The organism is Gordonia polyisoprenivorans (assembly GCF_017654315.1).
GTDB lineage: Bacteria > Actinomycetota > Actinomycetes > Mycobacteriales > Mycobacteriaceae > Gordonia > Gordonia polyisoprenivorans_A.
Map to the genome: position 1 here is coordinate 662,091 of NZ_CP072203.1, position 25,075 is coordinate 687,165.

The 25,075-nt window shown below is 62.0% G+C and carries 15 protein-coding genes and 1 pseudogene; 8 read left to right on the forward strand and 8 right to left on the reverse strand.

Translation table 11 applies throughout. The annotated features are described in order from the left end of the window. Positions 1-18: 18 nt before the first annotated feature. Positions 19-1,316: pseudogene (locus tag J6U32_RS03100) on the reverse strand (hypothetical protein). 1,310 nt (positions 1,317-2,626) lie between these two features. Here J6U32_RS03100 and J6U32_RS03105 point away from each other — a divergent pair. Beyond that, complete coding sequence (locus J6U32_RS03105; RefSeq protein ID WP_208793499.1) at positions 2,627-5,608, forward strand: NACHT domain-containing protein; 2,982 nt, start codon at positions 2,627-2,629, stop codon at positions 5,606-5,608. A 545-nt stretch (positions 5,609-6,153) separates the two neighbouring features. Here J6U32_RS03105 and J6U32_RS03110 read toward each other — a convergent pair. Further along, the gene (locus tag J6U32_RS03110) at positions 6,154-6,351 is read right to left on the reverse strand and encodes a hypothetical protein (protein ID WP_208793500.1); all 198 of its coding nucleotides are present in this window, start codon (positions 6,349-6,351) and stop codon (positions 6,154-6,156) included. 30 nt (positions 6,352-6,381) lie between these two features. Beyond that, positions 6,382-7,800 carry a Fis family transcriptional regulator gene (locus tag J6U32_RS03115; RefSeq protein ID WP_208793501.1) on the reverse strand — a complete coding sequence of 473 codons (1,419 nt, stop codon included), beginning with the start codon at positions 7,798-7,800 and terminating at the stop codon, positions 6,382-6,384. Positions 7,801-8,547: 747 nt separating this feature from the next. Here J6U32_RS03115 and J6U32_RS03120 point away from each other — a divergent pair. From J6U32_RS03120 to ggt, 6 genes are all read left to right on the forward strand, one after another. After that, positions 8,548-9,885 carry a hypothetical protein gene (locus tag J6U32_RS03120; RefSeq protein ID WP_208793502.1) on the forward strand — a complete coding sequence of 446 codons (1,338 nt, stop codon included), beginning with the start codon at positions 8,548-8,550 and terminating at the stop codon, positions 9,883-9,885. Positions 9,886-9,905: 20 nt separating this feature from the next. After that, positions 9,906-11,531: a type I restriction-modification system subunit M gene (locus J6U32_RS03125; protein WP_208793503.1), complete on the forward strand. Its 1,626-nt coding sequence runs from the start codon at positions 9,906-9,908 to the stop codon at positions 11,529-11,531. Next, entirely contained in the window at positions 11,524-12,696 is a 1,173-nt protein-coding gene (locus J6U32_RS03130; protein WP_208793504.1) for a restriction endonuclease subunit S, read from the forward strand. The genes J6U32_RS03125 and J6U32_RS03130 overlap by 8 nt, the downstream gene beginning before the upstream one ends. Positions 12,697-12,746: 50 nt before the next feature. Beyond that, positions 12,747-14,510, forward strand: a complete 1,764-nt coding sequence (locus J6U32_RS03135) for an ATP-binding protein (protein WP_208793505.1) — start codon at positions 12,747-12,749, stop codon at positions 14,508-14,510. Next, positions 14,507-17,707, forward strand: a complete 3,201-nt coding sequence (locus tag J6U32_RS03140; protein WP_208793506.1) for a type I restriction endonuclease subunit R — start codon at positions 14,507-14,509, stop codon at positions 17,705-17,707. The genes J6U32_RS03135 and J6U32_RS03140 overlap by 4 nt, the downstream gene beginning before the upstream one ends. A 355-nt stretch (positions 17,708-18,062) precedes the next feature. Beyond that, entirely contained in the window at positions 18,063-20,024 is a 1,962-nt protein-coding gene (gene ggt, locus J6U32_RS03145; RefSeq protein ID WP_208793507.1) for a gamma-glutamyltransferase, read from the forward strand. A gap of 280 nt (positions 20,025-20,304) precedes the next feature. On the opposite strand, the gene J6U32_RS03150 is transcribed toward ggt, so the two are convergent. Then, positions 20,305-20,670, reverse strand: a complete 366-nt coding sequence (locus tag J6U32_RS03150) for a DUF3761 domain-containing protein (RefSeq protein WP_208793508.1) — start codon at positions 20,668-20,670, stop codon at positions 20,305-20,307. A 554-nt stretch (positions 20,671-21,224) separates the two neighbouring features. Between J6U32_RS03150 and J6U32_RS03155 the strand changes: the two genes are divergently transcribed. Next, entirely contained in the window at positions 21,225-21,896 is a 672-nt protein-coding gene (locus J6U32_RS03155; protein WP_244332545.1) for a hypothetical protein, read from the forward strand. Between the two features lie 42 nt (positions 21,897-21,938). On the opposite strand, the gene J6U32_RS03160 is transcribed toward J6U32_RS03155, so the two are convergent. The 4 genes from J6U32_RS03160 to J6U32_RS03175 all read right to left on the reverse strand — a co-directional run bounded on the left by J6U32_RS03160 (position 21,939) and on the right by J6U32_RS03175 (position 25,071). Continuing rightward, a complete protein-coding gene (locus tag J6U32_RS03160) occupies positions 21,939-22,784 on the reverse strand; it encodes a DNA-3-methyladenine glycosylase family protein (RefSeq protein ID WP_208793509.1) in 846 nt (281 codons plus the stop codon). A 28-nt stretch (positions 22,785-22,812) separates the two neighbouring features. After that, positions 22,813-23,274 carry an SRPBCC family protein gene (locus J6U32_RS03165; protein ID WP_208793510.1) on the reverse strand — a complete coding sequence of 154 codons (462 nt, stop codon included), beginning with the start codon at positions 23,272-23,274 and terminating at the stop codon, positions 22,813-22,815. A 91-nt stretch (positions 23,275-23,365) separates the two neighbouring features. Beyond that, the gene (locus J6U32_RS03170; RefSeq protein ID WP_208793511.1) at positions 23,366-24,445 is read right to left on the reverse strand and encodes a CaiB/BaiF CoA transferase family protein; all 1,080 of its coding nucleotides are present in this window, start codon (positions 24,443-24,445) and stop codon (positions 23,366-23,368) included. Beyond that, positions 24,442-25,071, reverse strand: a complete 630-nt coding sequence (locus J6U32_RS03175; RefSeq protein ID WP_244332546.1) for a TetR/AcrR family transcriptional regulator — start codon at positions 25,069-25,071, stop codon at positions 24,442-24,444. The genes J6U32_RS03170 and J6U32_RS03175 overlap by 4 nt, the downstream gene beginning before the upstream one ends. Positions 25,072-25,075 lie beyond the last annotated feature (4 nt).

Genomic DNA, 25,075 nt, shown 5'->3' on the forward strand with positions numbered 1-25,075 from the left:
GCGTCCCAGCTTCTCGAATCAGCCGGCCAGTGCGGGAAAGACGGTGACCGAGCCGTCCTGCTCCTGGGCGATCTCGATGGTCACGTCCGGGCGATGCGCGGGGAGTGTTGCCAAGTCTCCGAGCTGGCGGAGGTTCTCACCCGTGTTGATCAGCTTGTCGACGTCTCCCGAGGAAAAGACAAAGTCTCGGATGCCGTGAGAGCGGTCAAGCCGCAGCGACGACAAGTGCAGGAGCACCTTTCGCATGCGCCCATCGAGCGCGTCGATCTCGCGTTGCTCCACCTCAAGGGTCTGCAGGAAGCGTTCGAACGGGTTGCTCTGGGAGAGCTGAGCGTGCTCGAGGGCCTGCAGGACGAGGGTGCGTCGCTTCATCGCAATGGCGGCTTGGGCAAGTTCGAGATGCGCATAGAACTCGCTGTTGCGCTGATCGATGCCGGGAATGGCCTTCGTCAGCTCGTTGACTTCGACCTTTCCGTCGCCGAGCCCGTCGAGCGACTTCTCCAGCTTCGAAGCCGCGATTCGGCCTTGACCATGGCCGTGTCGATGATGTTGACCGCGGGTTCGAGGCCGAGCGTGACGCCGAGCTTGCCCTCGTCGAGCAGAATGGCGGTGGCCTTGGTGATGGCGCTGCGGCATCCCTCCAGACGATGCTGTTCGTCTTCGAGATTGTGTGCGTCGAGTTTCTCGAGGAGCTCGGTCATCCGCTCCATCGCCTGACGGCGTTGCTGATCGGCGTACGCGCTCACTCCGACCGCGACAGCCATCAGCACCAGCGGCGCGGCCACGGTCAGCGCGCCGGCCCCCGCAGCCGCGACACCGGCGGTGGCAGCGGAACCACCGGCAGCTCCGGCGGTCGCGGCCTTTCCCGCGGCGACGGGGACGAACGTCGCCTGGCCGGCGATCTTCGATCCTCCGACGAGCGCGCTGTGAATGCCGTTGGCTGCGGCCTTGGACGCCATCGGCTTGACGATCCCGCTGCCCATCGGCGCGGCGACCTTGGCCGGCACGACCATGCGGTAGAGGGTCTCTGCACCATCGTGGGTGACCTTTGGAGTCTGCTTGACCAGCTGCGCCAAGTGCTGCGCGAGCGGGCTGGCACTGGCCAGGTGAATGCCACTCGAGCGCTCGACCTTCTTGGGCAGCGCGTACGCCTCCAACGTCGCGATCGGCGCCTCGCTGAACGCGGCCAGCGCGTTGCGGAGACTGTCCAGCCGCTCGGGTGTCATCGACGCCTTGTCGTCGACGATGGACGGGATCTGGACCTCGCGGGTGGCGAGGGTCCACACCGGAACCGGCTCGAGTGCGTGTTCGGTCATGAGGCTCTCCGTACTGCTGTGGGGGTGGACCGAATGTAACCGACACATCCGACAAGGCGGACGGATCGTCTGATCGGGGACAGCCTGAAATTGGTGACGATCCGAGTCAACTCTCGATCAGCGTCGAGCGGCCAGCCAGATCGCGTGGTCGATCTCCCACGGCGTGACGTTGTGGCCAAGCTCTTTCGAGCACACGGGAGCCGCAGCCAGGAATGTAGTCCTTCGTGAGCTGAGGATCGACCGGGACGCCGAGATCGCTGAACCACCGGCGCACTTTGCGGTCGGGTTTGATCCGGTCGTCAGGCTGGAGTCGGCACGATGGCTCGCCGAAGAGTCGAACCACCCTCCGACCCATGGCTTGGATCGAATTGTCCGCACGCAAAGAATCGGTGCCGGGTATTCTCTACTTATGGAATGGGTTTCGGCGACGACCGCTGCGGTGGCAGCAGTTGGTGCAGCAGCTTCGGCATGGTTTACTCGGCAAACGACTAAAGCCAGCCGACGATCGCTCGTGTCCGGGCGTCTCTTGTCTGCCTATGCCGAAATGACGCGTGCACTTACCGAGATTGTGTACGCGGACCGCGACCGACGGTCAGCAATATATCAGCGATTCGTTGCGGCCCGTTACGACGCCGAGGTTGTGGAGTCAGCTGCTCTCGCTGGAACGGAATTGAATCGGGAGATCGAGACTACTGGGACCTGGCTGCGCGACGTTGCAAGTAGCCTCTGTGTCGCAATAATCGATGACAACTTTGAAGATTCGCGCAATATTCAGTTACAGGTGGAGGGTGGACGGCGGACGAACGAACCGACGGAGCTGAATGATGATGAGCGAGCACTTGTGACTAAGAGTTCCTATTATCTGCTTGTGACCAACGTGCTCTCCGATCTACCGCAGCCGGAATCGCGTTTACTCCCTGGCTGGGAGGCGTATGCGCGGAAGAAGATTACCGTTGGGGCCGGATCGGCGAATCCCAGAGGTGTGGACGCGCCAACTTCCGACTACTCATTACAGCGACAGCGGGTACTGAGCGATTTCATCGAGAGTTGGTTCCGATGCTGGTGCATACAGGCGGCACGCTCCCTTTCTAAGTAGATGAGAGCTGACTCGTAGTTCAAGAACAGAGTGTGCGCACGCATTACCTATGCTAGGTTACTATGCTCGCGAAATTGACCCTATTGCGAACAACCAAGGACTAGTGCGCGGCCCGGAGGGCGGATGACCTCGTATGAGCGGCTAAAATGTGAGCAGAACTATCCAAATGCGTTAGACCAACAGCGTGCGACGCATACAAGCGAAGGATGAACTGTTGTCGGAGCTGGCGGCCACCGAAGTCTATGACACGATGTATCACTCTTATGCAGAATCCGAGAATCCGCATCGAACAATCTATCACGCCCTCCCAATTCTCGACTTTCAACTGCGGTTTGTCGCAATTCTGGCTACCGGCTACGTTCGGCACTCCGGTATATCAGGGGCAAAGCTGAACAGATCACTCGGTTTCGGGACCTTGATCGCAACCCTGAAAGGTATCTCGAAAGATATAGACGAAGGTACGCAGAATCTGTCTAGGATCCAGAGCCTGGTGGATCAGGTGATTGGTGTGATAGGGACACCGGTCAAACTGCCGGACTCCGGTAAGCCGAGAACTATAACTAGCATCAGAAATCTTGCCTCTCACAGCTCGCCGATTCCGGATGATATCGATATAAACCGTGAAGTCGACGCAGTCTCAGACCTGATTGTCAATTTTCTTTCATCATGCAGGGTTGAATACTCTGGAGGAGAGTGTTCCATCATTGATGATCAGGAAAATTCCGTGATCGATATCTACCCTTTGATACACTCGACTTCAGCTGGCACATGGAACCTCTACTCCAGGGCGAAACAGTCATCCTACACTTTCAGTGTGCATGGTGGCTCCTCTTTCGATACAAGTATTGGTGAAAAATCTAAACCGGAGATTGTCAAATTTATTAGGGAACACGATCTATCCCGAAATGATGAGTTGCAGATATCGGCCTTCCATTCGGACGCCATAAACGATTTGTCCACCTTTGCCGAGGCTGATACGAAGCCGACCTTCCTCGACCAGCAAAGTGAGTTCACGGTTTTCTGGACCCGTGCATTCGGTACAGGATCACAGAATCGAGCTGATACATTCCGTCTGGCCGCTGATTTTCAGCGGCTATGGCGAGATGACAGCGGATCATGGACCCCTTACTCACGACTTCTTACGGAAATAACTGGATGGTCTAACGTAGCTAAGAGACTGTCGCATTTCTACAGAAGAGAGCTGGATAGCATTATTGCTCAGGAAGCGGAAATGCTGGGCTTCAGACTTGCATCAGATCGATCACTTGTGTACCCCGAGGTGCGGGTCACAGACTTGGATGGATCGCGACCTAGACGTACTGACTTTTCGGACGTGATCAAAAAAATGCTCGAGGACCTAGGCGGCCTTAGCGGTCAGACGCATATCCTCTTCATAAATGCTGACGCTGGTGCAGGAAAGACTAGGTGCATGTTGCAGGCTGCAATCGACCAGAGCGATAAGGTTGCAGAATCCAACGATGGGTACAGTTTACCCCTGCTTCTGTATGTGCGCGCCCACGGGAATGCGATGTCGAATATTAACGACGCAATAGACGCGGCAGTTGCCACCACCAGAGCGTTAACCCAGCAATCTGTCGGCACCCTGTCTCGAAACGGGCTCCTAGCCATAATGATTGACGGCTTCGACGAGTTTGTTGGTGATTCCTCGTATTCTGATGCGATCGGATCGCTTAAAGGTTGGCTGGCTGCGCTGGGCGGTAGAGGGGCAATGGTGATTTCCGCACGATCAAGCTACTATCTGAACCAGTACCGGTCCAGCGTTAACCGTGCGGTTGGTCCGGACGCGCCAGCAGTTCGACATCGTATAGCGACGCTATTGCCGTGGACTGAGGCAAAGGTAATTGAGTATGCGGCAACTTTCGGCCTGGAGGGACATCTAGTCCGTTCCTTACCCAAGGGTGAAAGGCATGCTCTTCGTCTCCCATTCTTCGCGCACGCCTTCGTAGAGTTGCACCTAAGTGATGAAGCATCATCGAATGGTACCTCAGCACTGAGTTACCTCGTAAGTAGCTACATTAAGAGAGAGTCTGGGAAACTTACAGATTCTATCGGGGATGGGGCGCTAATGACCGCTGTGGAGATCGAACAATTATTCGAACATGCTGCGGAAACAATGTCAGAGAACTCGGAGCGGATCATCACATTGCCAGAGCTCGAGTATCTCGCTGAGATGGCAATTGGCGAAGAGCTGCGCGCACGGAAGGGGCTGCGAGAGCGTCTTTCTACAATGTGTACAATTGCTGCGCAGTCCGGTCAAAGGCATCAATTCGGGTTCACCCACGAAGTGTTTTATGACTTCTTTCTTGCCGGTTCCATAATCCGGTATCTTGCAGGTTCCGACTCGCGTACCGCGGACGTGCAGCGACTCTTGCGGGCCTCTCCATGGAGAGATGGGACGGTAGACCGAATCATTTCAGATGAGACTTCGCGATCTCATTTGATCGAAATAGCTGATCGGCGTTACGGCGGGATGGTATCAGAGCTGGGCTCAAATCAGTCAGTAAACATCGGAAGCATTATCTCGGCCGTGATTGAGCGAGGAGAGTCGGTCGATGGGCAGTGGGAAATATCTGGTGCAACCGTATCTGATGAACTCAACTTGTCGGGATTCAGCGGTAAACTGTTGTTAGGCAACTGTCAGCTGGAGTCGCTCAAGCTGCCTGGAAAGAAGGGGTGGGGCGTCGACCTGAGTGGAACATCTATCCGGCAACTTACCGTTAATGGACAGAACCTCGCCGGGGCGACGAATATCTCATCGAATCTAGTTGAGAATGTTGTTTGCTCAGGAGAGTTCATCTACCGGCCATCGGAAATTGCAGCCGTGCTTGTCGATAGAGGTGCGGAGGTTGTCGATAGAAAGATTGAAGTGACGACGCCCAATGCTGAGCTAGATACCTACAAGGCGATTCTTAGGGTTCTCATCAGTAGAGGTGCCACGACTGTGATCATAAAAGCGGATGACTGGTCGCTAATTGATGCAAGGCTTGATTCTGATATCCCAAATCACAAGGAGTGGCGGGAGTTCGCGCGGCGACTAATGCGCAACGAGCTAGCAAAGAGAGAATCATTTGCATCTAGTGGGCGGGCGAAGTATCGGCTCAGACTGACGGTCTCCGCGGAAGACATTCTCGCGCAAAAGGACGACCCAAGGATAAGTCAGTTTTGGGTAGAATAGTCCCGCGCGCAGAGTGGTCTAAATGGACTGAGCGTTGAATAGCCTGGATGGTGGGTTTGGTTTTATCGGACGATTTCCTAACGTGGATAGACAGATTTCAACAAAGCGCGGCGCATCTGATGCGCCTTGGCGGCGAACGCTACACGGCCGAGGCATCTCTATTTGTCGGGGTGTTCTGTTGGGCGACTCGTCGTGGATTGTCTTTCGAGGCAATCGGAATACCTAGCTCACGCAGTAGTCTTTGCTGCAACGCAGAGTTACGGCTCCACTTGTTCGAGGGGATAGCGTACCGGCGGTCATGGACTTGCGGTCGGCGTTAGCCACAGGTTGTCATCAATGAGTTCTTGATAGATCAGACGCAAGGGTAGGCTCTCTGACCGCTTCGTGTTGGAGGTTCTGGGTAGAGAACGAATCTAAGCTGTGCGCCGCATCAAACGTGCCCCGATCGAATGCAACACATCGCACAAGGTGTTGAGCAGTCCTCGGTCTGTCGGTAGGGAATCGCGATTGCCGGAGAATTCAGCATACCTCCGGTGAGTCGTCCGTTAACGCGCGTCACAGACACCAAGCGTGAACTCATCGACGGTCTCGCCGAAATCCACGTAGCAGCGCAACGTCCCGTACTTCTCCTTGATCTGTGCATAGGTGAAATCGGAGGTAATGCAGGTGGGCGTCCGGTGTAGCCGAGACAGCAACGGATACCAGCCGATGTGGACCGTGCAGTCCACCTCCGGCGATGCCATCGCCGGAGGCAGCTGTGTCAGGTTCGGCTATCAGGCTGCCCCACGGTCCGACTCGGGCTGGGCCTCGTCGTCGGCGACCCCTGCCAGCGCGGCCAGCGCCTCACTTAAGAGCCGGTCGATAACCGAGTAAACCGTGCTGCAGGACTTCTCGATCTTCTGTGCGTTCTTCTCGATGGCACCGGCGGTCTTCTTAATGTCGTCGATTCCGCTCAGCTGCTCGACGGCGGCGGTGATCTTCTCTTCGGCTGTCGCGATCTCGTGCGCTCCGGATCGGTTCGCTGCGGTGAGCGCAGACGCGCGCAGCAGCATGATGACGGTGCGCAGGAGATCGGAGTCGTCGTTGAGCGGGTCGAAGGCGAGGACGATCCGGCGCTTTCCCAGCACACGGATCGTCTCACCGCAGTTCTGCTCGGCGCTCCGGACGAGCCCGACAGCCGCGTCGGCCTGGCGGTTGCGCTCGGCTTCGTCGAAGTACGCACCCCACCCATCTCGCTTGGAGTCGGTCACCTCGACGACCACACGGGCAGCGCCCCCGTCAACGGTAAGTACTCCGTCTCCCTTCTTCGATCGAGGGATTGCGCCGACGACGGTTCCGGTCTCGCAGTACTCGTCACCCATACCGGCGGCGATGGTCTGAAGGACCTCGTGGATCTCGTTCTCGTAGGTACCGCCCTTGATGGGGGAGACCTTGCTGACCGATGCCTTCGCCTCGGCGACCCGCAACGCAGTCACCACGATGTCGAGACGCTCGGACAGCTCCGAGTGCTGCTTCGTCAGCTGCTCGGTGAGCGACTCCTGGCGCTTGGCGAGCTCAGCGGAGTGCTTGGCCATCGGCGACGCAGGATCGGTGGGATCGAACTGCTTGGCGGCCTTGGTCAACAGCTCGGTGGTGTTCGCAGCCGCTCGCTTGTCCAGATTGGCGGCGAACTGCTCGAGCAACGGTGCGAACCGGTCGATCACCTCCGGGTCGGTGCCGCCAAAAAGACGCTTGAGTTCCGCTTCGGTCTCTTGCCGCATGGTGGCGATCGCCTCGGTCAGCGACTTGCGCGTCGCCTCGTCCGCCTCCCGGAACGCCTTCTGCGCGTCGGCGGCTGCCTTGGTCACGGCCTCCGACGCGGCTTTGACGCTACGGTCGGTCATCGCTGCGGCTTCCGCGGTCGACGTGCTGGCCTTCTCGCCGAGCTCAGTGATCATTCGTTCCAGTGCCTGCGCTTCCTGCGCTTGGCCGGTGGCCGAGAGCGCATGGGCTCCGACAGTGAGCGCCTTGGCAACAAACCCGGCGAGATCGGCCTCGGCCAAGGTGGCGGGGTCATCGACAAGTGCACCGCGTTCCCCGGTTGTCCATCGCTGGGCTTCGCGCACGACGGCCTTGTCGGTCACCGTCACGTTCTCGATCACCACCGAGGTGGTGTCGGCATCGAAGTGCGCGGAGCTGGGTGAATCGATCATGTTGGCCTCCTACGGCTCGTGGCGGTCGCGGATCGGCTGCCGCACCCAGATTGCGATGGCGCATTTAGGATCACAAGTGCATTCACTGTTAAGCCCCCTTACCAGTGAATCAACTTGTAGGCGGCGATCGAGCGATTAAGGTTCTCGGTATTGCCTGCAACGACGCCACGAGGAGGTGACCGACCGGTGAGCACACTGACGATGCAGGACATCGCAGTCCTGGCGAGGGTATCGCGGCCGGCCGTCAGCCAGTGGCGGAAACGTCCGGTGGTGCGTGGAGAACTGATCCCGTTTCCGACGCCGGTCACCACCGTCGACACAGTCGAGCACTTCGATGAAGCAGACATCATGGCGTGGTTGGAGCGGACCGGCAGGGGGAAGAACCGAGAGGAACAGCACCTTGACGTCGGTGCATACTCTCTGACCGACGGCGTCCGGTACGACGACGTGGTACTCCTGTTGGCGCTGTACGCGCTGGCAGGCGTGGACTTGGCAAGAGCGTCACACGCAGACCTTGTGGCCGCGGCAGTGGCAGCCGACCCGGCCGATGAGCTGATCGTCAGCGAGGTCGAGTCGCTCGATGTCGACACCGATACGTTGACGTTCACCGAGCAGCTCATCGATGCGTCCCTCGGTACCCCCGATGCCCTTGCACGGTTGGAGCGAGGACGCCTCGGCCGAGCCCGGGGCGCCCGAGACCTGACCGATGAGGCGATGGAGCTAATGCGCCACGTTGTCGAGGTCGCGGTGGCTCACGTCGGCGACGACGTAGCCATCGTGCCCGCCGGTGCACCTGATCTGGCGCTTGCCGTCGCAGATGTCGGTGGTCGGCTTGTGGTCGACGGACAAGTGGGCGATCCACGTAGTCTCAGGCGGCGAGCCATCATCGCTGAGGTGGAGACAGACACCGCTCCACGCGGCCCGGCGGTATCGGTCACCTCGCTGCTCGGAGCCGAGATCGCGGACGTCCTGGAGGCCGTCGATGGGGTCCTGCTCGAGCTGAACGACGGAGACGTGGGGGTGATCGTGGCCTCGGCAGCCGCGTTGACCGATCATCTCGCCGGCGACCTTCAGCGGCGCAGGTCGGAGACGCTCAAAATCAGCAATACGGTTGCGGCGCTGCGTCTCCCGCGCGGCATATGGCGCGAGGCGCACCGACAGAGTCAGGCGATGTGGATCTGCAAGGGCGGCGCAGGGGTCGACCGCCTACAGGTGGCAGACCTCAACACGCTCGACCCGACGGAGCTCGGTGACCTCGCGAGCGACATCGCCGCGGCACTTGACCATGACGTCCGCAGAGCGTTCCGGTTCACTCGACCGCGGGAGATGTTGCGCATCCGAACCAGCGGAACCGTTGTCCCGCAGGGTACTCAGGCCCAGCGTCTGCATCCCCGACGTGCCGCATCGCATGCTGATCGGGTCCATGAGGCCACGCTGCAGACGTCTGAACCGGCACCAACCGTCGACATCCTGATCTCCCCGTCGGCAGGTCGGTTTCGGACACAACAGTTTTCGATCGACGAGTTGATCGAACAGAAGCTGGTCAAGGTCATGTCCGGCAATAGGATCGGCCCGGAGGATGCCGACCCGGAGGGGACGGTCGCTGTGCTACCCGATCGTCCGTTTCGGCTGGACCCGTTCGATGCTGCCCAGCGCTACCGCAGGGCCCGCCGGACCGAGCCCGGCGACATCGTTTTTGTCGAGAAGCCAACGCCGCGTGCCGTCATCGACGCGGCCGGTGGGTCGCTCGTCGCGACGCCGGCAAAGATTCTGCGCATCAATCGCAATGCGCCGTTCGGACCGCACACCATCGCGGCGATCATCAACACACGGTGCGCACCAGGCAGTGGATGGCGGAAGTGGTGCGTGCCCGAACTCGCGGCGGACGAAGCCGCTCGCTTGGAAGCAGCCTTGGCGGAGGTCACCGGCTACCAGCGCGCCGTCGAACAGAAGGCCGCCGCAGCGACGGACTTGATTGGCGCACTCATTGATGGGATCGCCGAAGGCGAGATCTCGCTGGACGCCGACAAGACCACCGTTGGGATAACGGCAACAGCAACCACAGTAACCACCGATACAGCGTGATGAGAAGGGAATTTACACAGATGGCTGCACGACGAAAGGCGGAGCTGACGGCTCCGTCCACGATGAAGGAACTCAAGGACACGTTGTGGAAGGCTGCCGACAAGCTGCGGGGCTCGCTGTCGGCGAGCCAGTACAAGGACGTGATCCTCGGGTTGGTTTTCCTCAAGTACGTGTCCGACTCCTATGACGAGCGACGCGAAGAGATTCGGCGTGAACTGACTGCCGACGGCTTCGACGAGGAGCAGATAGACGAAGTCATCGACGACACCACCGAGTATCACGGCGCGGGCGTCTTCGTCGTCCCGCCGATCGCGCGGTGGTCGTTCCTCGCGGACAACGCCAAAGGCTTCACTCCCGGTGACGGTACTCCCGACAAGAACATCGGCCAGCTGATCGACGAGGCCATGGATGCGGTGATCGCAGCCAACAAGTCGCTGGGCGGAACGCTGCCGCGAATCTACAACCGCGACAACATCGATCAACGACGCCTCGGTGAACTCGTTGACCTGTTCAACAGCGCTCGATTCAGTCGCCAGGGCGACCACAAGGCTCGCGACCTGATGGGCGAGGTGTACGAGTACTTCCTCGGCAACTTCGCTCGAGCGGAAGGCAAGCGGGGTGGCGAGTTCTTCACGCCACGCAGCGTGGTTCGGGTGATTGTCGAGGTCCTTGAGCCGACCAAGGGTCGCGTGTACGACCCGTGCTGCGGTTCGGGCGGCATGTTCGTGCAGACCGAACAGTTCATCTATGAGCACGACGGCGACCCAAAGCAGGTCTCGGTCTATGGCCAGGAGGCTATTGAGGAAACCTGGCGGATGGCGAAGATGAACCTGGCCATCCACGGCATCGACAACAACGGCCTCGGTTCTCGCTGGGGCGACACCTTCGCGCGAGACCAGCACGCAGATGTACAGATGGACTACGTAATGGCCAACCCGCCGTTCAACATCAAAGACTGGTCGCGAAACGAAGAGGACCCCCGCTGGCGTTTCGGCGTTCCGCCGGCTCGCAATGCCAACTACGCGTGGCTGCAACACATCCTGTACAAGCTCGCCCCCGGTGGCAAGGCCGGCGTGGTACTCGCCAATGGGTCGATGTCGTCGAACAGCAACGGCGAAGACGATATTCGTGCCGAGATCGTTGATGCAGACCTCGTCTCGTGCATGATTGCGCTACCCACACAGTTGTTCCGTAGCACCGGAATCCCGGTGTGCCTGTGGTTCTTCGCCAAGGATAAGACAAAGGGCCCGCAGGGCTCGATTGACCGCAGTGGTCAGGTGCTGTTCATCGATGCCCGCGAGATGGGCTACATGGTGGATCGCGCCGAGCGGGCACTCACGGAAGATGAGATCGTCAAGATCGGCGACACCTTCCATGCGTGGCGTGGGTCTTCCTCTGCCGCGGCGAAAGGCCTCGAGTACGAGGATGTTCCGGGCTTCTGCAGGTCGGCGACGCTCGAGGAGATCAAAGCTGCCGGCTACGCACTCACGCCTGGCCGGTATGTCGGGGCGGCCGTGGTCGAAGACGACGGTGAGCCGATCGACGAGAAGATTGCGCGGCTGAAGACCGAACTGTTTGCGGCGCTGGATGAGTCGGCGCGAATGGAGAAGGTTGTACGGATGCAAATGGAGCGGGTCGATGGGTGAGTGGACTAGGGTGCGGCTCGGAGATCTCATTGAGGTCTACAACTCTCAGAGGAGGCCAATTAAGTCGACGGACCGCGTGAGTGGCGAAACCCCATACTATGGGGCAAGTGGAGTGGTTGACTCGGTCGACGGCTACACCCACGAGGGTGAATTTCTGTTGATTGCCGAGGACGGGGAGAATCTCAGATCGCGTTCGACGCCGATCGCGTTTCGCGCAGACGGAAAGATCTGGGTGAATAATCACGCTCATGTGGTGACAGGAAAGTATTCGTTCGATACGAGGTTTCTGGAGCATGCTCTCGCGTTGAGCGATATCTCTGGATACTTGACCGGTAGTGCACAGCCGAAGCTGTCGAGAGCGGCTATGGAGTCCATTGCCTTGACTGTGCCACTGCCCAGTACCAGAAAGGCCATCGCCGAAGTCCTCGGCGCCCTCGACGACAAGATCGTGGCGAACGGTCGTGTCTCCAGGCGGGCAGCGGAACTGGCCGCCTCATCGTTCGGCGAGTCGTTCTCAACGACTTTGGAGAATGCGAATTCCCTGGCCGAGCTTTTCGCCAAAGGGCAACTTGAATACGGTGATGGATACCGGACCAAGAAGTCAGAACTCGCGATGTCCGGTTTCCGGATCATCCGTGCCGCCGATGTGAAGGATTCGGTGGTTCGTTTGTCGGGTTCGGACTTTGTCTCGGCCGCCTTCTCCCGGCAGATGGGTAGGAAGGTGGCGCTGCCTCGAGACATCGTGCTCACCACGAAGGGCACAGTTGGAAGAATTGCGATTGTGCCTGAGTCAGTCGGAAATGCGGTTTACAGCCCGCAGTGCTGCTACTTCCGACTGCCAGAGGCCTCGGCATTGGACTATGGGTACCTGGTCGGTTGGTCTCTCAGTGACGATATTCAGCGTCAGCTGGCTTTGGTCATGCATAAGAGCGACATGGCGCCCTATGTGAATCTCAAAGACATCGGGTCACTGTCTATCCCTGTTCCAGACGAGGCCACGCAACGTCGAATTGGCGCTGAACAGCGCGCCTTGATTGAGCTGCAGCACGCTTGCTCGGCGGAGAACGAAGCTCTCGCCCACACCCGCGACCAACTCCTCCCCCTCCTCATGTCCGGCAAGGTAACAGTCAAGGAAGCTGAGGAAGAGGTCGGCGGGCTGGTCTGACGCCGAGGTCGAGCGAATCCCGTCAGAGTGTCAGAGTCGGAGGAGGTGAGATGAACACAGTCGATCTCGTTGCGCGTTTGCGCAGGTTATGGACCGACCTCACACAGGTGGAGGTCAAGTCGGCGGCGGGCGGTCTGCCCAAGGACGTCGTGGAGTCGCTAAGCGCATTCGCGAACGGAGACGGCGGAATTCTGCTCCCCGGGCTCTCCGAAGCTGACGGGTTCGCGCCGGCGCCCGGCTTCAACGTCCGGGCGATGCGTGACGCGTTGGCCACGGCCTGTGCCGACCAGATGGAGCCACCGCTGCGGCCGGCGATCGAGATCGAGGAGTTCGAGGGCGCGCTCATCGTCCGAGCGGACATCGACGTGATCGACCCGCTGGACAAGCCGTGCTACGTCAAGATGCGCGGTCACCATCAGGGCTCGTTCACCCGCGGCGGCGACGGTGACCGCGTCCTGTCCGCCTACGAAGTTGCCCAGCTGCTGGCCAACCGCACGCAGCCGAAGCACGACCTCGAACCGATCACCGACGCCACGCTGGACGACCTCGACAGCGAGCTCGTCGATCGACTGATCCGCCGGGCCCGAGATCGGCATCCGCGGACCTTTCGCAATCTGGAAGCCAAGGAGGCGTTGGCGCGACTGAACGTGGTCACCCGTGTCTACGGTCAGTGTGTGCCAACCCTGGCCGGCGTCATCTCGCTCGGCAACTACCCACAGCAGTTCCTCCCGCAACTCTTCGTCGCCGTCGTCGTGTCACCAGGCATCCAGATCGGCGACCAGTCCCCCGACGGAGTGCGGTTCCTGGACAACGTGACCGTCGACGGTCCGATCTCCGACATGGTGGCGACCGTGGAGGAGGCGCTGCGTCGTAACGTGCGCAAGGCGGCGGTCGTGAAGGGTCTCTACCGCGAGGACCGCTACGACTACCCGCTGGACGTCATCCGCGAACTCGTCGTCAACGCCATCATGCACCGGGATTACAGCCCGGCATCGCGAGGCATGCACGTCCAGATCGAGCTCTACCTCGATCGACTCGTCGTCAACAGCCCCGGCGGACTGTTCGGCGATGTTTCTGCACGCTCCCTTGGCACGGCAGAACAACGCTCGTCGTCTCGAAACGCCGCAGTGGCCAAGCTGCTGGCTGACATTCCGGTCGACGCACACAGCAACGAGTCGATCGGGGAGAACCGTGAAAGCGGACTTCCCAACGCGATGCGGTCGCTGCGTCAGGCAGGCATGAGTCCAGCGCGATTCGACGTCAGCCCCGGACATGTGCGGGTCACTGTGACTGGACATGGCCTTCTCGGTGTCGACGTGACCGAGTGGATCAGCAGCCTCGGCGAAGCTGATCTGACGTCGACCCAAGATCTCGCACTAGCAATGGCGCGGGTGACCGGGCGGGTAACCAACGTCATGCTGCAGGCGTGGGGTCTCGATCGGCTCGCGGCCGGTTCGGCGCTGCGAGATTTGGTGGACCGGGACTTGTTGGTGGTCATCGGTGGCAAGCGGTACGCGAGCTATCAGCTGTCGGATCGGGCTATCGCGGTGGCAGAGTCACCGATGTCCCATAAGCGTTCAGCCGATTCGTCGTACTCGAGCACAGAGGGGATAGCCGCCGACCTCGATGCTGTCGAACAGGCCATAGGCACGGGCCATGTGACCGCCCGCGCCATCGAGGCCGCACTGGGAATGAACTATCGGGCGGTCCTACGCCGCCTCACCAAACTAATCGACGCGGGCCGTGTCCAGCGAATCGGGCAGCGGCACAGCAGTCGTCAGACATATCGACTCACGAATGAGGACTCAAAATGAGCATGATCTCCGAATCTGAATGGGAAGCACAGGCATTGGAGTGGCTGGGCGACCAGGAATGGCGACCGATGCACGGTACCGACATCGCGCCAGGAACCGAGAACGGCCGCACCTCCTGGGACGACATCGTCCTACCCGATCGGTTGCTCGCCAAGATGCGGGAGCTCAACCCGGCTGTGCCGTACGAGTATCTGGTGCAGGCACGGGCAGCGATCTTGGCGCCGCAATCACAGGACGCGATCGCCGAGAACCACCGCCTCCATGAGTATCTGGTCAAGGGCTACCGCGGCATCAGTTATATCGACCACGAGGGGCTCGAGCAGACCCCGACGATCGGGCTCGTCGGAACACGCCCCGAGGACAACGAGCTACTCGCCGTAAAACAGGTGACCGTCCGCAACTCCGAGCACCATCGACGCTTTGATGTGGTGCTGTACCTCAACGGTCTGCCGGTCGCCTTCTTCGAACTCAAGCAAGCCGGTTCCGAGCACGCTGATCTCGCGTCTGCGCACGCCCAGCTGGAGACGTACCTCCACGAGTTCCCTATGGTGTTTCGCTTCACGGTCGTATCCGTGATCAGCGACGGGATCACCGCCAAGTACGGCACACCATTCACCCCGCTCGAGCACTATGCGCCCTGGAACGTCGACGACGACGGGACACCGGTCACCACCGGCCACGCGACGGATCCAGACAAGATGGGTCTCGAACTCGAGTACCTAATCGACGGTGTGTTCAACCCGGAGCGGTTTCTGCAACTTCAACGCAACTTTACCGCGTTCGACACCGGCGCTGACGGGTACGTCAAGCGAATTGCCAAGCCGCATCAGTACTTCGCGGTCACCAAGGCGGTGGGCAACACAGTTGCGGCGGCGGAGAGCACTGGTAAGGCCGGAGTCGTCTGGCACACCCAGGGCTCGGGCAAGTCGATGGAGATGGAGCTCTACGCACACCTTGTCGCGCGTCAACCGAAACTCAAGAACCCGACCTTGGTCGTTGTCACCGACCGGCGGGAGCTCGATGGCCAATTGTTCGAGACGTTCAATCGCTCCGAACTCCTGGATGAGTCGCCGGTCAAGGTGACGAAGCGTGAGCAACTGCGCGATGAACTGTCGAACCGCACCACCGGTGGCATCTACTTCACCACGTTGCAGAAGTTCAGTCGCACCCAGGAAGAACGAGAAGCAGGTGCGGATCATCCGCTCCTGACCGATCGTCGCAACGTCATCGTGATCGTGGATGAAGCACATCGCAGCCACTACGACGACCTCGACGGCTATGCGAGACACCTCGCCGACGCGGTCCCCAACGCCACCCTGATCGCGTTCACCGGAACGCCGATCTCCTTTGCCGAACGCAACACCCGCGAAGTGTTCGGCCCCTATATCGACATCTATGACCTCACGCGTGCGGTCGAAGACGGCGCCACCGTTCCGGTCTACTTCGAGCCGCGACTGATCAAGGTCGGACTCGCCGACGACGTCACCGAAGGTGATCTCGACCGGGCAGCGGATGAGGCAACCGCCGGGCTCGACGATGCCGAGCGGGCACAGATCGAGCAATCCGTTGCGGTCATCAACGCCGTATACGGTGCGCCGGAACGTCTCAAGTCGCTGGCCGCCGACATCGTCGGCCATTGGGACGGGCGATCCGAATCGATGGAGTGCTTCATCTCCACCCGCGGAAAGGCATTCATCGTCGCCGCCACCCGTGACATCGCGGCAAGACTGTACGAGGAAATCGTCGCGCTGCACCCCGAGTGGCATGACGACGCGGTCGACAAAGGCGTCATCAAGGTCGTCTACTCGGGCAGCGCCAAGGATCAGGGGCTGGTCGCCAAACACGTACGACGCGATGCGCAGAACAAGATCATCCAGAAACGTCTGAAGGACGCTGACGACGAGCTGCAACTCGTCATCGTCAAGGACATGATGCTGACCGGGTTCGATGCACCTCCCCTGCACACGCTGTACCTGGACCGGCCGCTCAAGGGTGCGCTGTTGATGCAGACCCTGGCACGTGTGAACCGGACGTTCCGCGGCAAGCCGTCAGGACTCTTGGTCGCGTACGCGCCCCTCGCCGACAATCTGCAACAGGCCCTGGCCGAGTACACCGAGACCGACCAAGCCAAGCAGCCCGTCGGTCGCGACATCGACGAAGCGGTCGCGCTCACCCGGGAACTCCTCAAACAACTCGACGCAGTGTGTGCAGGCTACGACTGGCGCGCCAAGGTCAACGAGTCGGACCGCGGTTGGATGAAGGCCGCGGTCGGCCTGACCGACTATCTGAGATCTCCCGAGACACCCGGCAACCAGGTGAATGACGACGAAGAGACACTCGGCGCGCGGTACCGCTCACTCGCAGCGAACCTAGCGCGGGCCTGGGCACTCGCAGGCGGTAAGCGGACGATGGAAGAGCTGCGGCCGACGGTCCAGTTCTATGAAGAAGTTCGAGTGTGGATGGGCAAGTTCGACGCCGCCGAGCGGCAGGCCGGGGGAAGACCCGTACCCGAAGAGGTCAAGCGGCTGCTGTCCAAGCTGGTCGCGTCGTCCACGGCGAGTGGTGAGATCGTCGACATCTACGACGCCGCCGGCCTTCCGAAGCCGTCGCTGTCGGATCTCGGTCCCGACTTCGAGGCCAAGGCCAAAGCCGCATCCAACCCGCACCTGGCGATCGAGGCGCTGCGGGCAACACTGAACGAGGAATCTACCCGAGCCACCAAGAACAACATCATTCGACAGCGCGACTTCTCGGAACGAATCACAAAGCTGATGAACAAGTACACCAATCAGCAGATCACGTCCGCGGAGGTAATCGCTGAACTGATCGAGATGGCCAAAGAAGTTGCTGCCGAAGGTAATCGCGGAAAGCGCTTCACGCCCGCTTTGTCGGAGGACGAGCTAGCGTTCTATGACGCCGTCGCCAAGAACGAATCGGCGGTCGAATTTCAGGGCGACGATGTTCTCGCTCAGATCGCGAGGGATTTGGTCGGCATCATGCAGCGGGATACGAAGTTCGACTGGACCGTACGCGACGATGTACGCGCCAAGCTGCGGTCCTCGATCAAGCGTCTGTTGGTTAAGTACAAGTACCCGCCTGACAAACAGCCGGCGGCCATCACCACGGTGTTCGAGCAGATGGAGATGATGGCGCCGCGGTTTGCCCAACAGAACAGTCCGGTGGGTGATTATGCCTAAGCCTCGATCCATCGATCAGCTTTGAAGGGTGTGGTGAGTTGTGTTGAGCGGGTGCAGGTCGGCATTGGGTGCGGGCGTGTCGCCGATCTCTGACGTCTGCGTGTTTCACCGGGCTTCGGCGTCGGGACTGGTGGGCCGGCCGGGCTAGCTTCAAGCTGGATGTTGTCGCGCGATCATGCTGTTCAACAACAGGTCTAGGGTCTCCGTCACGACAGACTCGTAAATGCCAGGAACGAGCGGATCGGTCACGATTGGGAGTAGATCACGAGTGGCCGACATCAATAGGCACAACTCGCCTTTGCTTCGTTTGTCGACTGCAGCCGTACAACGAGGTCACGGTCTAGGGTTGATACGCATGCGCCGTCCACCTCGCACCACCCACCTGCTGCGGGTCGCTGCTCTCGTCGTTGCGCCCGCACTCATCTTCGCTGCCTGCTCGACCGACAACTTGGAGTCGACTGCCAAGCCCGTGACCTGCGGAGAGATCGCCACTGGCACACAACTCGATGCCAGCGGTTCCCCGCAGCCGTCGGCCGACATCTCCACCCGCCCCGAGACGGCCACCGGCTACCGCACCGGCATGCAGCCCGTGCAGACCGAGTCCTACGCCGCCGCGACCGCCAATCCGCTCGCCACCCAGGCGGCCTGCGATGTGCTGCGGGACGGCGGTACCGCCGCCGATGCCCTCGTCGCCGCGCAAACGGTCCTCGGACTGGTCGAGCCGCAATCGTCGGGCGTCGGCGGGGGAGCGTTCGCCCTCTACTACGACGCTGCCAGCCATTCCGTCAGCGCGTTCGACGGCCGCGAAACCGCACCTGCCGCGGCCACCGAGGACTACCTGCGCTACATCAGTCCCACCGATCAGCGGGCGCCACAGCCGAACGCGCGGGCATCGGGTCGCTCCATCGGCGTGCCCGGCGCCGTCCGAATGCTCGAGCTGATGCACAACCAGTACGGGCGGACGTCGTGGAAGTCGCTGTTCGATCCGGCGATACAGCTGTCGGACAACGGCTTCGACATCTCACCCCGACTGGCTGCCGCGATCGCCGACTCGTCGAAACAACTCGCCGTCGACGACGAGGCGCGCAGTTACTTCCTCAACCCCGACGGCACACCCAAGACCACCGGGACCCGTCTAGCCAATCCGGCCTACGCCAAGACCCTCGGAGCGCTCGCCACCGACGGCGCGCAGGCGCTCTACACCGGACCGATCGCGCAGGCCATCGTCGAGAAGTCCGGATCGACGGCCGCCGGGATGACGCCCAGCCTGATGACCACCGCCGACCTCGCCAATTACCAGGCCAAGCGCCGCGACCCGGTCTCCACCAACTACCGCGGTTACCGCATCGTCGCGATGCCCGGTCCGTCGTCGGGCGGCATCACCGTCGCCTCCACTATGGGCATCCTGTCGAACTTCGACCTGCCGGCCATGGGACCCACCGACGTGAACCGTGACGGCGGACGGCCCAATCCCGCGGCCGTGCATCTGGTGGACGAGGCCGAACGCCTCGCGTACGCCGACCGAGACAAGTACGTCGCCGACCCCGACTTCATACCGCTGCCCGGCCGCGGCGTGGCCACCATGCTCGACCCGGCCTACCTCAAACAGCGTGCCGCACTAATCCGCCCGAACACCTCGCTCGGCGAGGCCCAGCCCGGCAACCTGGGCGACGTCCCACTCGGCGCCTATCCTGGCACCGAGCACGGCACCAGCCACATCACCGTCGCCGACCGCTACGGCAACGTCGCCACGATGACCACCACCGTCGAGTCGGCGTTCGGCAGCTTCCACATGGTCGACGGGTTCATCCTCAACAACCAACTCACCGACTTCTCCGCCGAACCCCGCGACGCCTCCGGTGCGCTGCTGGCCAACCGGGTGTCGCCGGGCAAGCGGCCGCGCTCATCGATGGCGCCGACGATCGTGATGAGACCCGGCACCAACGGCGCCCCGGACACCCTCGTCGGCGCACTCGGTTCGCCCGGCGGGTCGGTGATCATCCAGTTCGTCGTGAAAACACTTGTCGGCATGCTCGATTGGAACCTCAACCCGCAGCAGGCGGTGTCGATGATCGACTTCGGCACGGCCAACACGCCGGTGTCGAACGTCGGTGGTGAGCATCCGTTGGTCAACACCGCCGACGATGGCGCGAACGATCCACTCGTCATGGGTCTGCGGCAACGCGGTGAGCAGGTGTCGGTAGCCGATCAGTCCAGCGGACTGAGTGCCCTGTGGCGATCGGGAGGCGGGTGGATCGGCGGAGCCGACCCGCGTCGCGAGGGAGCGGTGATGGGGGATGGGGCGCAGGTGAAGTAGGTAGCGCCGGCGAAAATCGATGGCCCGCAATATAGTCGTTAGCGGTTCACCGTTTCGTCGGCTCCCATCCTCGGGCGAGATCGGCAGTTATCTTCGCGCAGCAATATCGTGTCGAGTGACGGTCGCGGAATAGTTAGGACGCGACGTCGATTCACGACGGCAATCCCATGGGCACCGGCAACCGGACGGGCAGGGTGAGGAACCTGCCCGGTGCTCATGCGCTGGCGTTGGTGCGGTTCAGCTTTCGAATCGAGCGATTAGTGTCGGCCGCGACCTGAATCTAACTGCTACCAAACAGCGCGCCGAGGCTGCCGTTTCCGTCTCCGCTGTTCGCGGGCCCGGCGATGCCCCCGTGCCGAGAGCACGCTCCCTGCCGATGTTGCGCGTGGCTGTAGGTGCCGTCCTTGCATCGGAAGGTCGCACCGCCGGAGTTGCCGTCCGGAACGTGCACACATCGGCCATTGGAGTTGCGGTAGTAGCCAGATTTGCAGCTCGTAGCCTTGGCCTGGCTGGCGCCGGGAAGCGTCTGGGCATGGGCTGCGCCGAGATCACTGACCAGTGCGGGGCCGGCCAAGACGCCAAGGGTGAGGGCGATGGCTGCTGTCGCGCCCGCGAGAGCACGTCGAATGCTGTTCCTGTTCTGCACCGATCAGGTGTATCAGTCTTCACACCCAAGGCTGGTATTTCTGAACCAGATTCCACCGCTCGAGGGACACTCGACGACGAGCTTGGATAGCTGGCATCGGCAAGATTTCGGGAAGTGAGGATGGGTTATCAAAGAGCCGCTGCATTGTGCATACTCCGGTATGCAGACGGTTGGCGGGAACGCGGAACTGCCGCCGCATCGTTCAGCGAGAAGTTCTGTGTGCCTGACGATTCAAAGATCGACGATCATGTGCCGAAATTCGCAAAGCGCCTGTTGAGCCGAAATGAGTGAGTGCCCGCGACCTCGAAGACCACTTGGCTGGACGCAAGAAAATGACCGGCTATTGGCACGAAACGGAGATAACCGGCGTCGCGTGCGCCCGGACCTGCGCTTGACGTCGATCGGCGCAAGGACCTGCGCCACCGACCGGACGGCCCGCTGGTTTAGTCTTTCTACAGATATGCCGAGCCCGCGCGCTTCAGGTGGTGAACTCGGTGTGGCGACGACGTCTCGATCGGCGGCGTCGCTGTTCATCGAAGGCGAAGGGGAACGTCATGTCCGGCCCGCAGAATCCGTGGAACGACCCGAATCAGGGCCCGTCACAGTTCGACCAGCCGACGCAGCTGGGTCAGCCGGTGCAGCAACCCGGGTACTCCCAGCAGCCTGGATATTCGCAGCCGCCGGGCTATCAGCAACCCGGATACCCCGAGCAGGGATATGCGCAGCAGGGTTATCCGCAACAGGGATATCCGGGATACGCGCAACCCGGTTACCAGCAGCCCGGGTATCCGCAACCCGGCCAGGGCGGTCCGGGCTTTCCGCCGCCGAAGAAGCGTCCGGTGTGGCCGTGGATTCTCGGTGGCGGAGTCACCCTCCTCATCGTTGTCGTGGTGGCGGTCGTCGCGCTGGTCGGCTTCGGCAAGAGTGTCGAGAACAAGGTCAATGGGCCGGTGACGGTGACCTACCAGGTCACCGGCGACGGGTCGAGCGCCTTCATCGCGTACATGACATCGGGTGGCACGGTCTCCGAGGCGCAGAGTGAGTCGGTGCCATGGACGATGGACGTCTCGTTCGCCGGCTCGCTCAAACCCGTGAGCCTGGCCGCCAGTAACGGCGTCGACGACTCGGGAAGCATCACCTGCACCATCAAAGAAGGCGGCAAAGTGATTGCCACCGACACGAAGTCGGGTGAGGGCGCCGTCGCCGCGTGTGGCGGCACCACCTAAACCGCATCAGTATGACGTAACCCCCGGAATCCGGGCGCAGCGTCATATTGATCGCCCGCCTTCGGCCCGCGCCCGCAGATACACCGACGCCCACGTCCGAAAAGGCTTCCACGCGTTCGCAATTTCGGCGAGTACGGCGTCGGGGCCGTACAACTGCGCCACCTCGGCGGTGAGGCGGCGTTCGTTGGCGGGCGCGTAATCGGGGGCGTTGGCACCGCGCAGCACGATCAGTTCGGCGGCGAACGGCCCGATGCCCTTGATGCGTTGCACCTCGGTGATCGCGTCCTGCGGGTCCATCGCCCGCAGCGCGGCGGTGTCGAGTGCGCCCTGCTCGGCGGCGTCGGCGACAGCGTGGAGGTACTCGAGTTTGCGGCCGGGGAGGTCGATGTCGAGGTCGGCGAGTCGAGCCGGCGCAGGAAAGGCTCCGTCGTCACCGAAGCGGTCGGTGATGGCGGCACGGGTCGCCGCGGCCTGGGCGATGCGCACCCGCTGCGAGAGCACCGACCACGCGGCGGCCTCGTAGGCGGAGTGAAAACCGCAGGGCCGCAAACCCGGAAGCGCTCGCTGCGCGCGTCCGATCACCGGGTCACGCGCGCCGACGGCGGGCCACTGGCGGGCGTCGACGTCGAGGGCGAGGAAGCGTGCGGTCTGCTCGGCGGCCGCGTCGAGATCACCGTCGCCGCTCACTTCGATCTCCGCGGTCTGCTCACGCTGGGTCACGGTGACCCGTGCGGCCGACCAGTCGGCGTCGACCCGGAACACCGTCGACAACCGCCCCGACTCCTGCGTGCCGCGCAACGCGGAGGGGGTGAATCCTTCCCAGAATTCACGGCTGGTGTCCAGCGACCAGGGGCCGAGCACTTCGCGGGTGATCGTCAGCCTGCTCATGGTGCCTCCCTTGTCGGCGGCGAATTGTTCAGTGCGACTCCACTGTTCGCGCGAGAATCCCCAACGTGGCGCGCAGACCGGCCTCGGGGATGATCGGGAACCGGCCCTTGATGTCCTCGTTGGTCACGCGACTCCAGTCGTAGTACGTGGTCACCCGCGTGCCGTCGTCGGTGGCCTCCAGGCGATAGCCATAACGGTGATCCAGCGGCGGGCGGACAGTGCCGGCGATCGTCCACTCGATCCACCGGTCCTGCTCGAAGCCGGTGATGATCACCCGCACGTCGTACTTGCCCATCGGAAGATCGTTGAGTGACTCGCGATCCATGTGCACGACGAACTCGTCCCCCACCGCCGACACCGGCGAGCCCTCGGCGCTCTGCAGCATCCCCGAACTGTCGATGGTGACGTGCCCGTCGGGCGAGGTGAGGACGGAAAAGATGGTTGCCGGATCGGCCTGGATCACGCGGCTGATCTCGAACTGCTCGGACATGTAGTGCGCTCCCTGCGATCGACGACGTGGTAGGCCCAGGCTATGCCCACGCGGGCCGGTATGGGTCAGCCGGACCGCATCCGAGCGGCGATCAGTCCCACTCCTCGAGCACCGAGTCGATACTCGAGGCACTCGCCTCCACCGGAGCTCGCGGTACCGATCGGGAGAATCGTGGTGCCGGAGCCGGCTGTACCCGTCCGCCGACCTCGACATAGCTCCTGCGTTCACGCGCATAAGGGTGCCGCGCGGCCTCGTCGAAATCGAGAACTGCTGTGACACAGGCATCGACGCCGTCGAAAGCAGATGTCCAGGCGGCACGGGTCGCGCACGCAAAGCGCGCGGCGAGCGCATCGCGCAGGACGGGCCAGTTCGCCCGATCCCACCGGTCGGGGAGGTCGCGGAGCTCGAGTACCTCGATCAGGTTGCGCCAGAATGGTTCTTCGAGGGCGCCGACGGCAACGTAGCCGTCGGCGCACGCGTAGGTGCAGTAGAAGGGCGCCGAACCGTCGAGCAGATTACCTGTCTCGCGCGGCGCCCATCGCCCCGCCGACTTCCACGACCACTGCAGCTGGGCGAGCACTCCGGCCCCGTCGGTCATAGCGGCGTCGACCACCTGGCCGCCGGACCGTTCCCGTTCGAACAAGGCCGCCAGCACCCCGACCACGAGGAACATCGAACCGCCGCCGAAGTCGGCGACCAGCGACAACGGTGGTACGGGCGGTGCGCCTGCGGGCCCCATGGCGTCCAGGATGCCGCTCATCGCAAGGTAATTGATGTCGTGCCCGACGACGTGTTGATACGAGCCGCCCTGACCCCAGCCGGTCATGCGAGCATAGATCAGGTGCGGAGCGAACTCGAGAACCTCGTCAGGACCGAGGCCCAGCCGTTCCATCACACCAGGGCGAAAACCCTCGACGAGAATGTCGGCGTGCGAGAGGAGTTGTCGCAGTGCGCCGATGGTGTCGGGATCCTTGAGGTCTGCGTCGATGACGCGTCGTCCGCGCCACAGGCCTGCGTCGGCATCGGCGATGCCGTCCGGCCCCACGGTGCCGCCGGGCCGGCGGATCTGGACGACGTCGGCACCGAGATCGGCGAGCACCATGCACGCATGCGGGGTCGGGCCGAGACCGGCCATCTCGAGCACCCGAATGCCCTCCAGCGGTCCGCTCACGGGTCGTCCTGGGGCGCATGGAGAATCCCGCGAATGGTGAAATCGGTGTAGTCGGCGACGAGTTGATCGACGTCGTGATTGTCGCGCAGCCACCAGCTGATGCCGTTCATCACATCGAGCACGGCGATCGCCGCCTGTGCGGCGTCGCGAACCTCGAACTGACCGGCCCGCGCGCCGGCCGCGATGACGTCCCGCACACGCCGCTGGTAGTACTTTCGATAATCGGTGACGATGGCGCGATGCTCGGGCAACAGGGCCGACAACTCCCGCAGCGACACAAGGTGTTCCACGCGGTGCGCGGCGAGGTGCCGGATGTGGATCTCGACGAGCGCGGTCAGCCGCTGCACCGGTGTGCCGTCTCCGTCGAGGACCTGCAGATGCACCTGTGGATCACGGGTCATCTGGAGCGCGATCTCGTAGAGGATCTCCTCCTTGGAATGAAAGTGGTTGTACAGACTCGCACCTTTGATACCGACGGCCTCGGCGATGTCACGCATCCCGGCATTGCTGTAGCCGTGATCGGCAAAGTAGGCGGCGGCGGTGGCGACGATCTCGTCGCGTCGCAGCCGAGGACGAGCGGGGGTCTCGCCCGGACGGTCGGGGTCGAGCGGGGTGACGTCGCCCACGTCG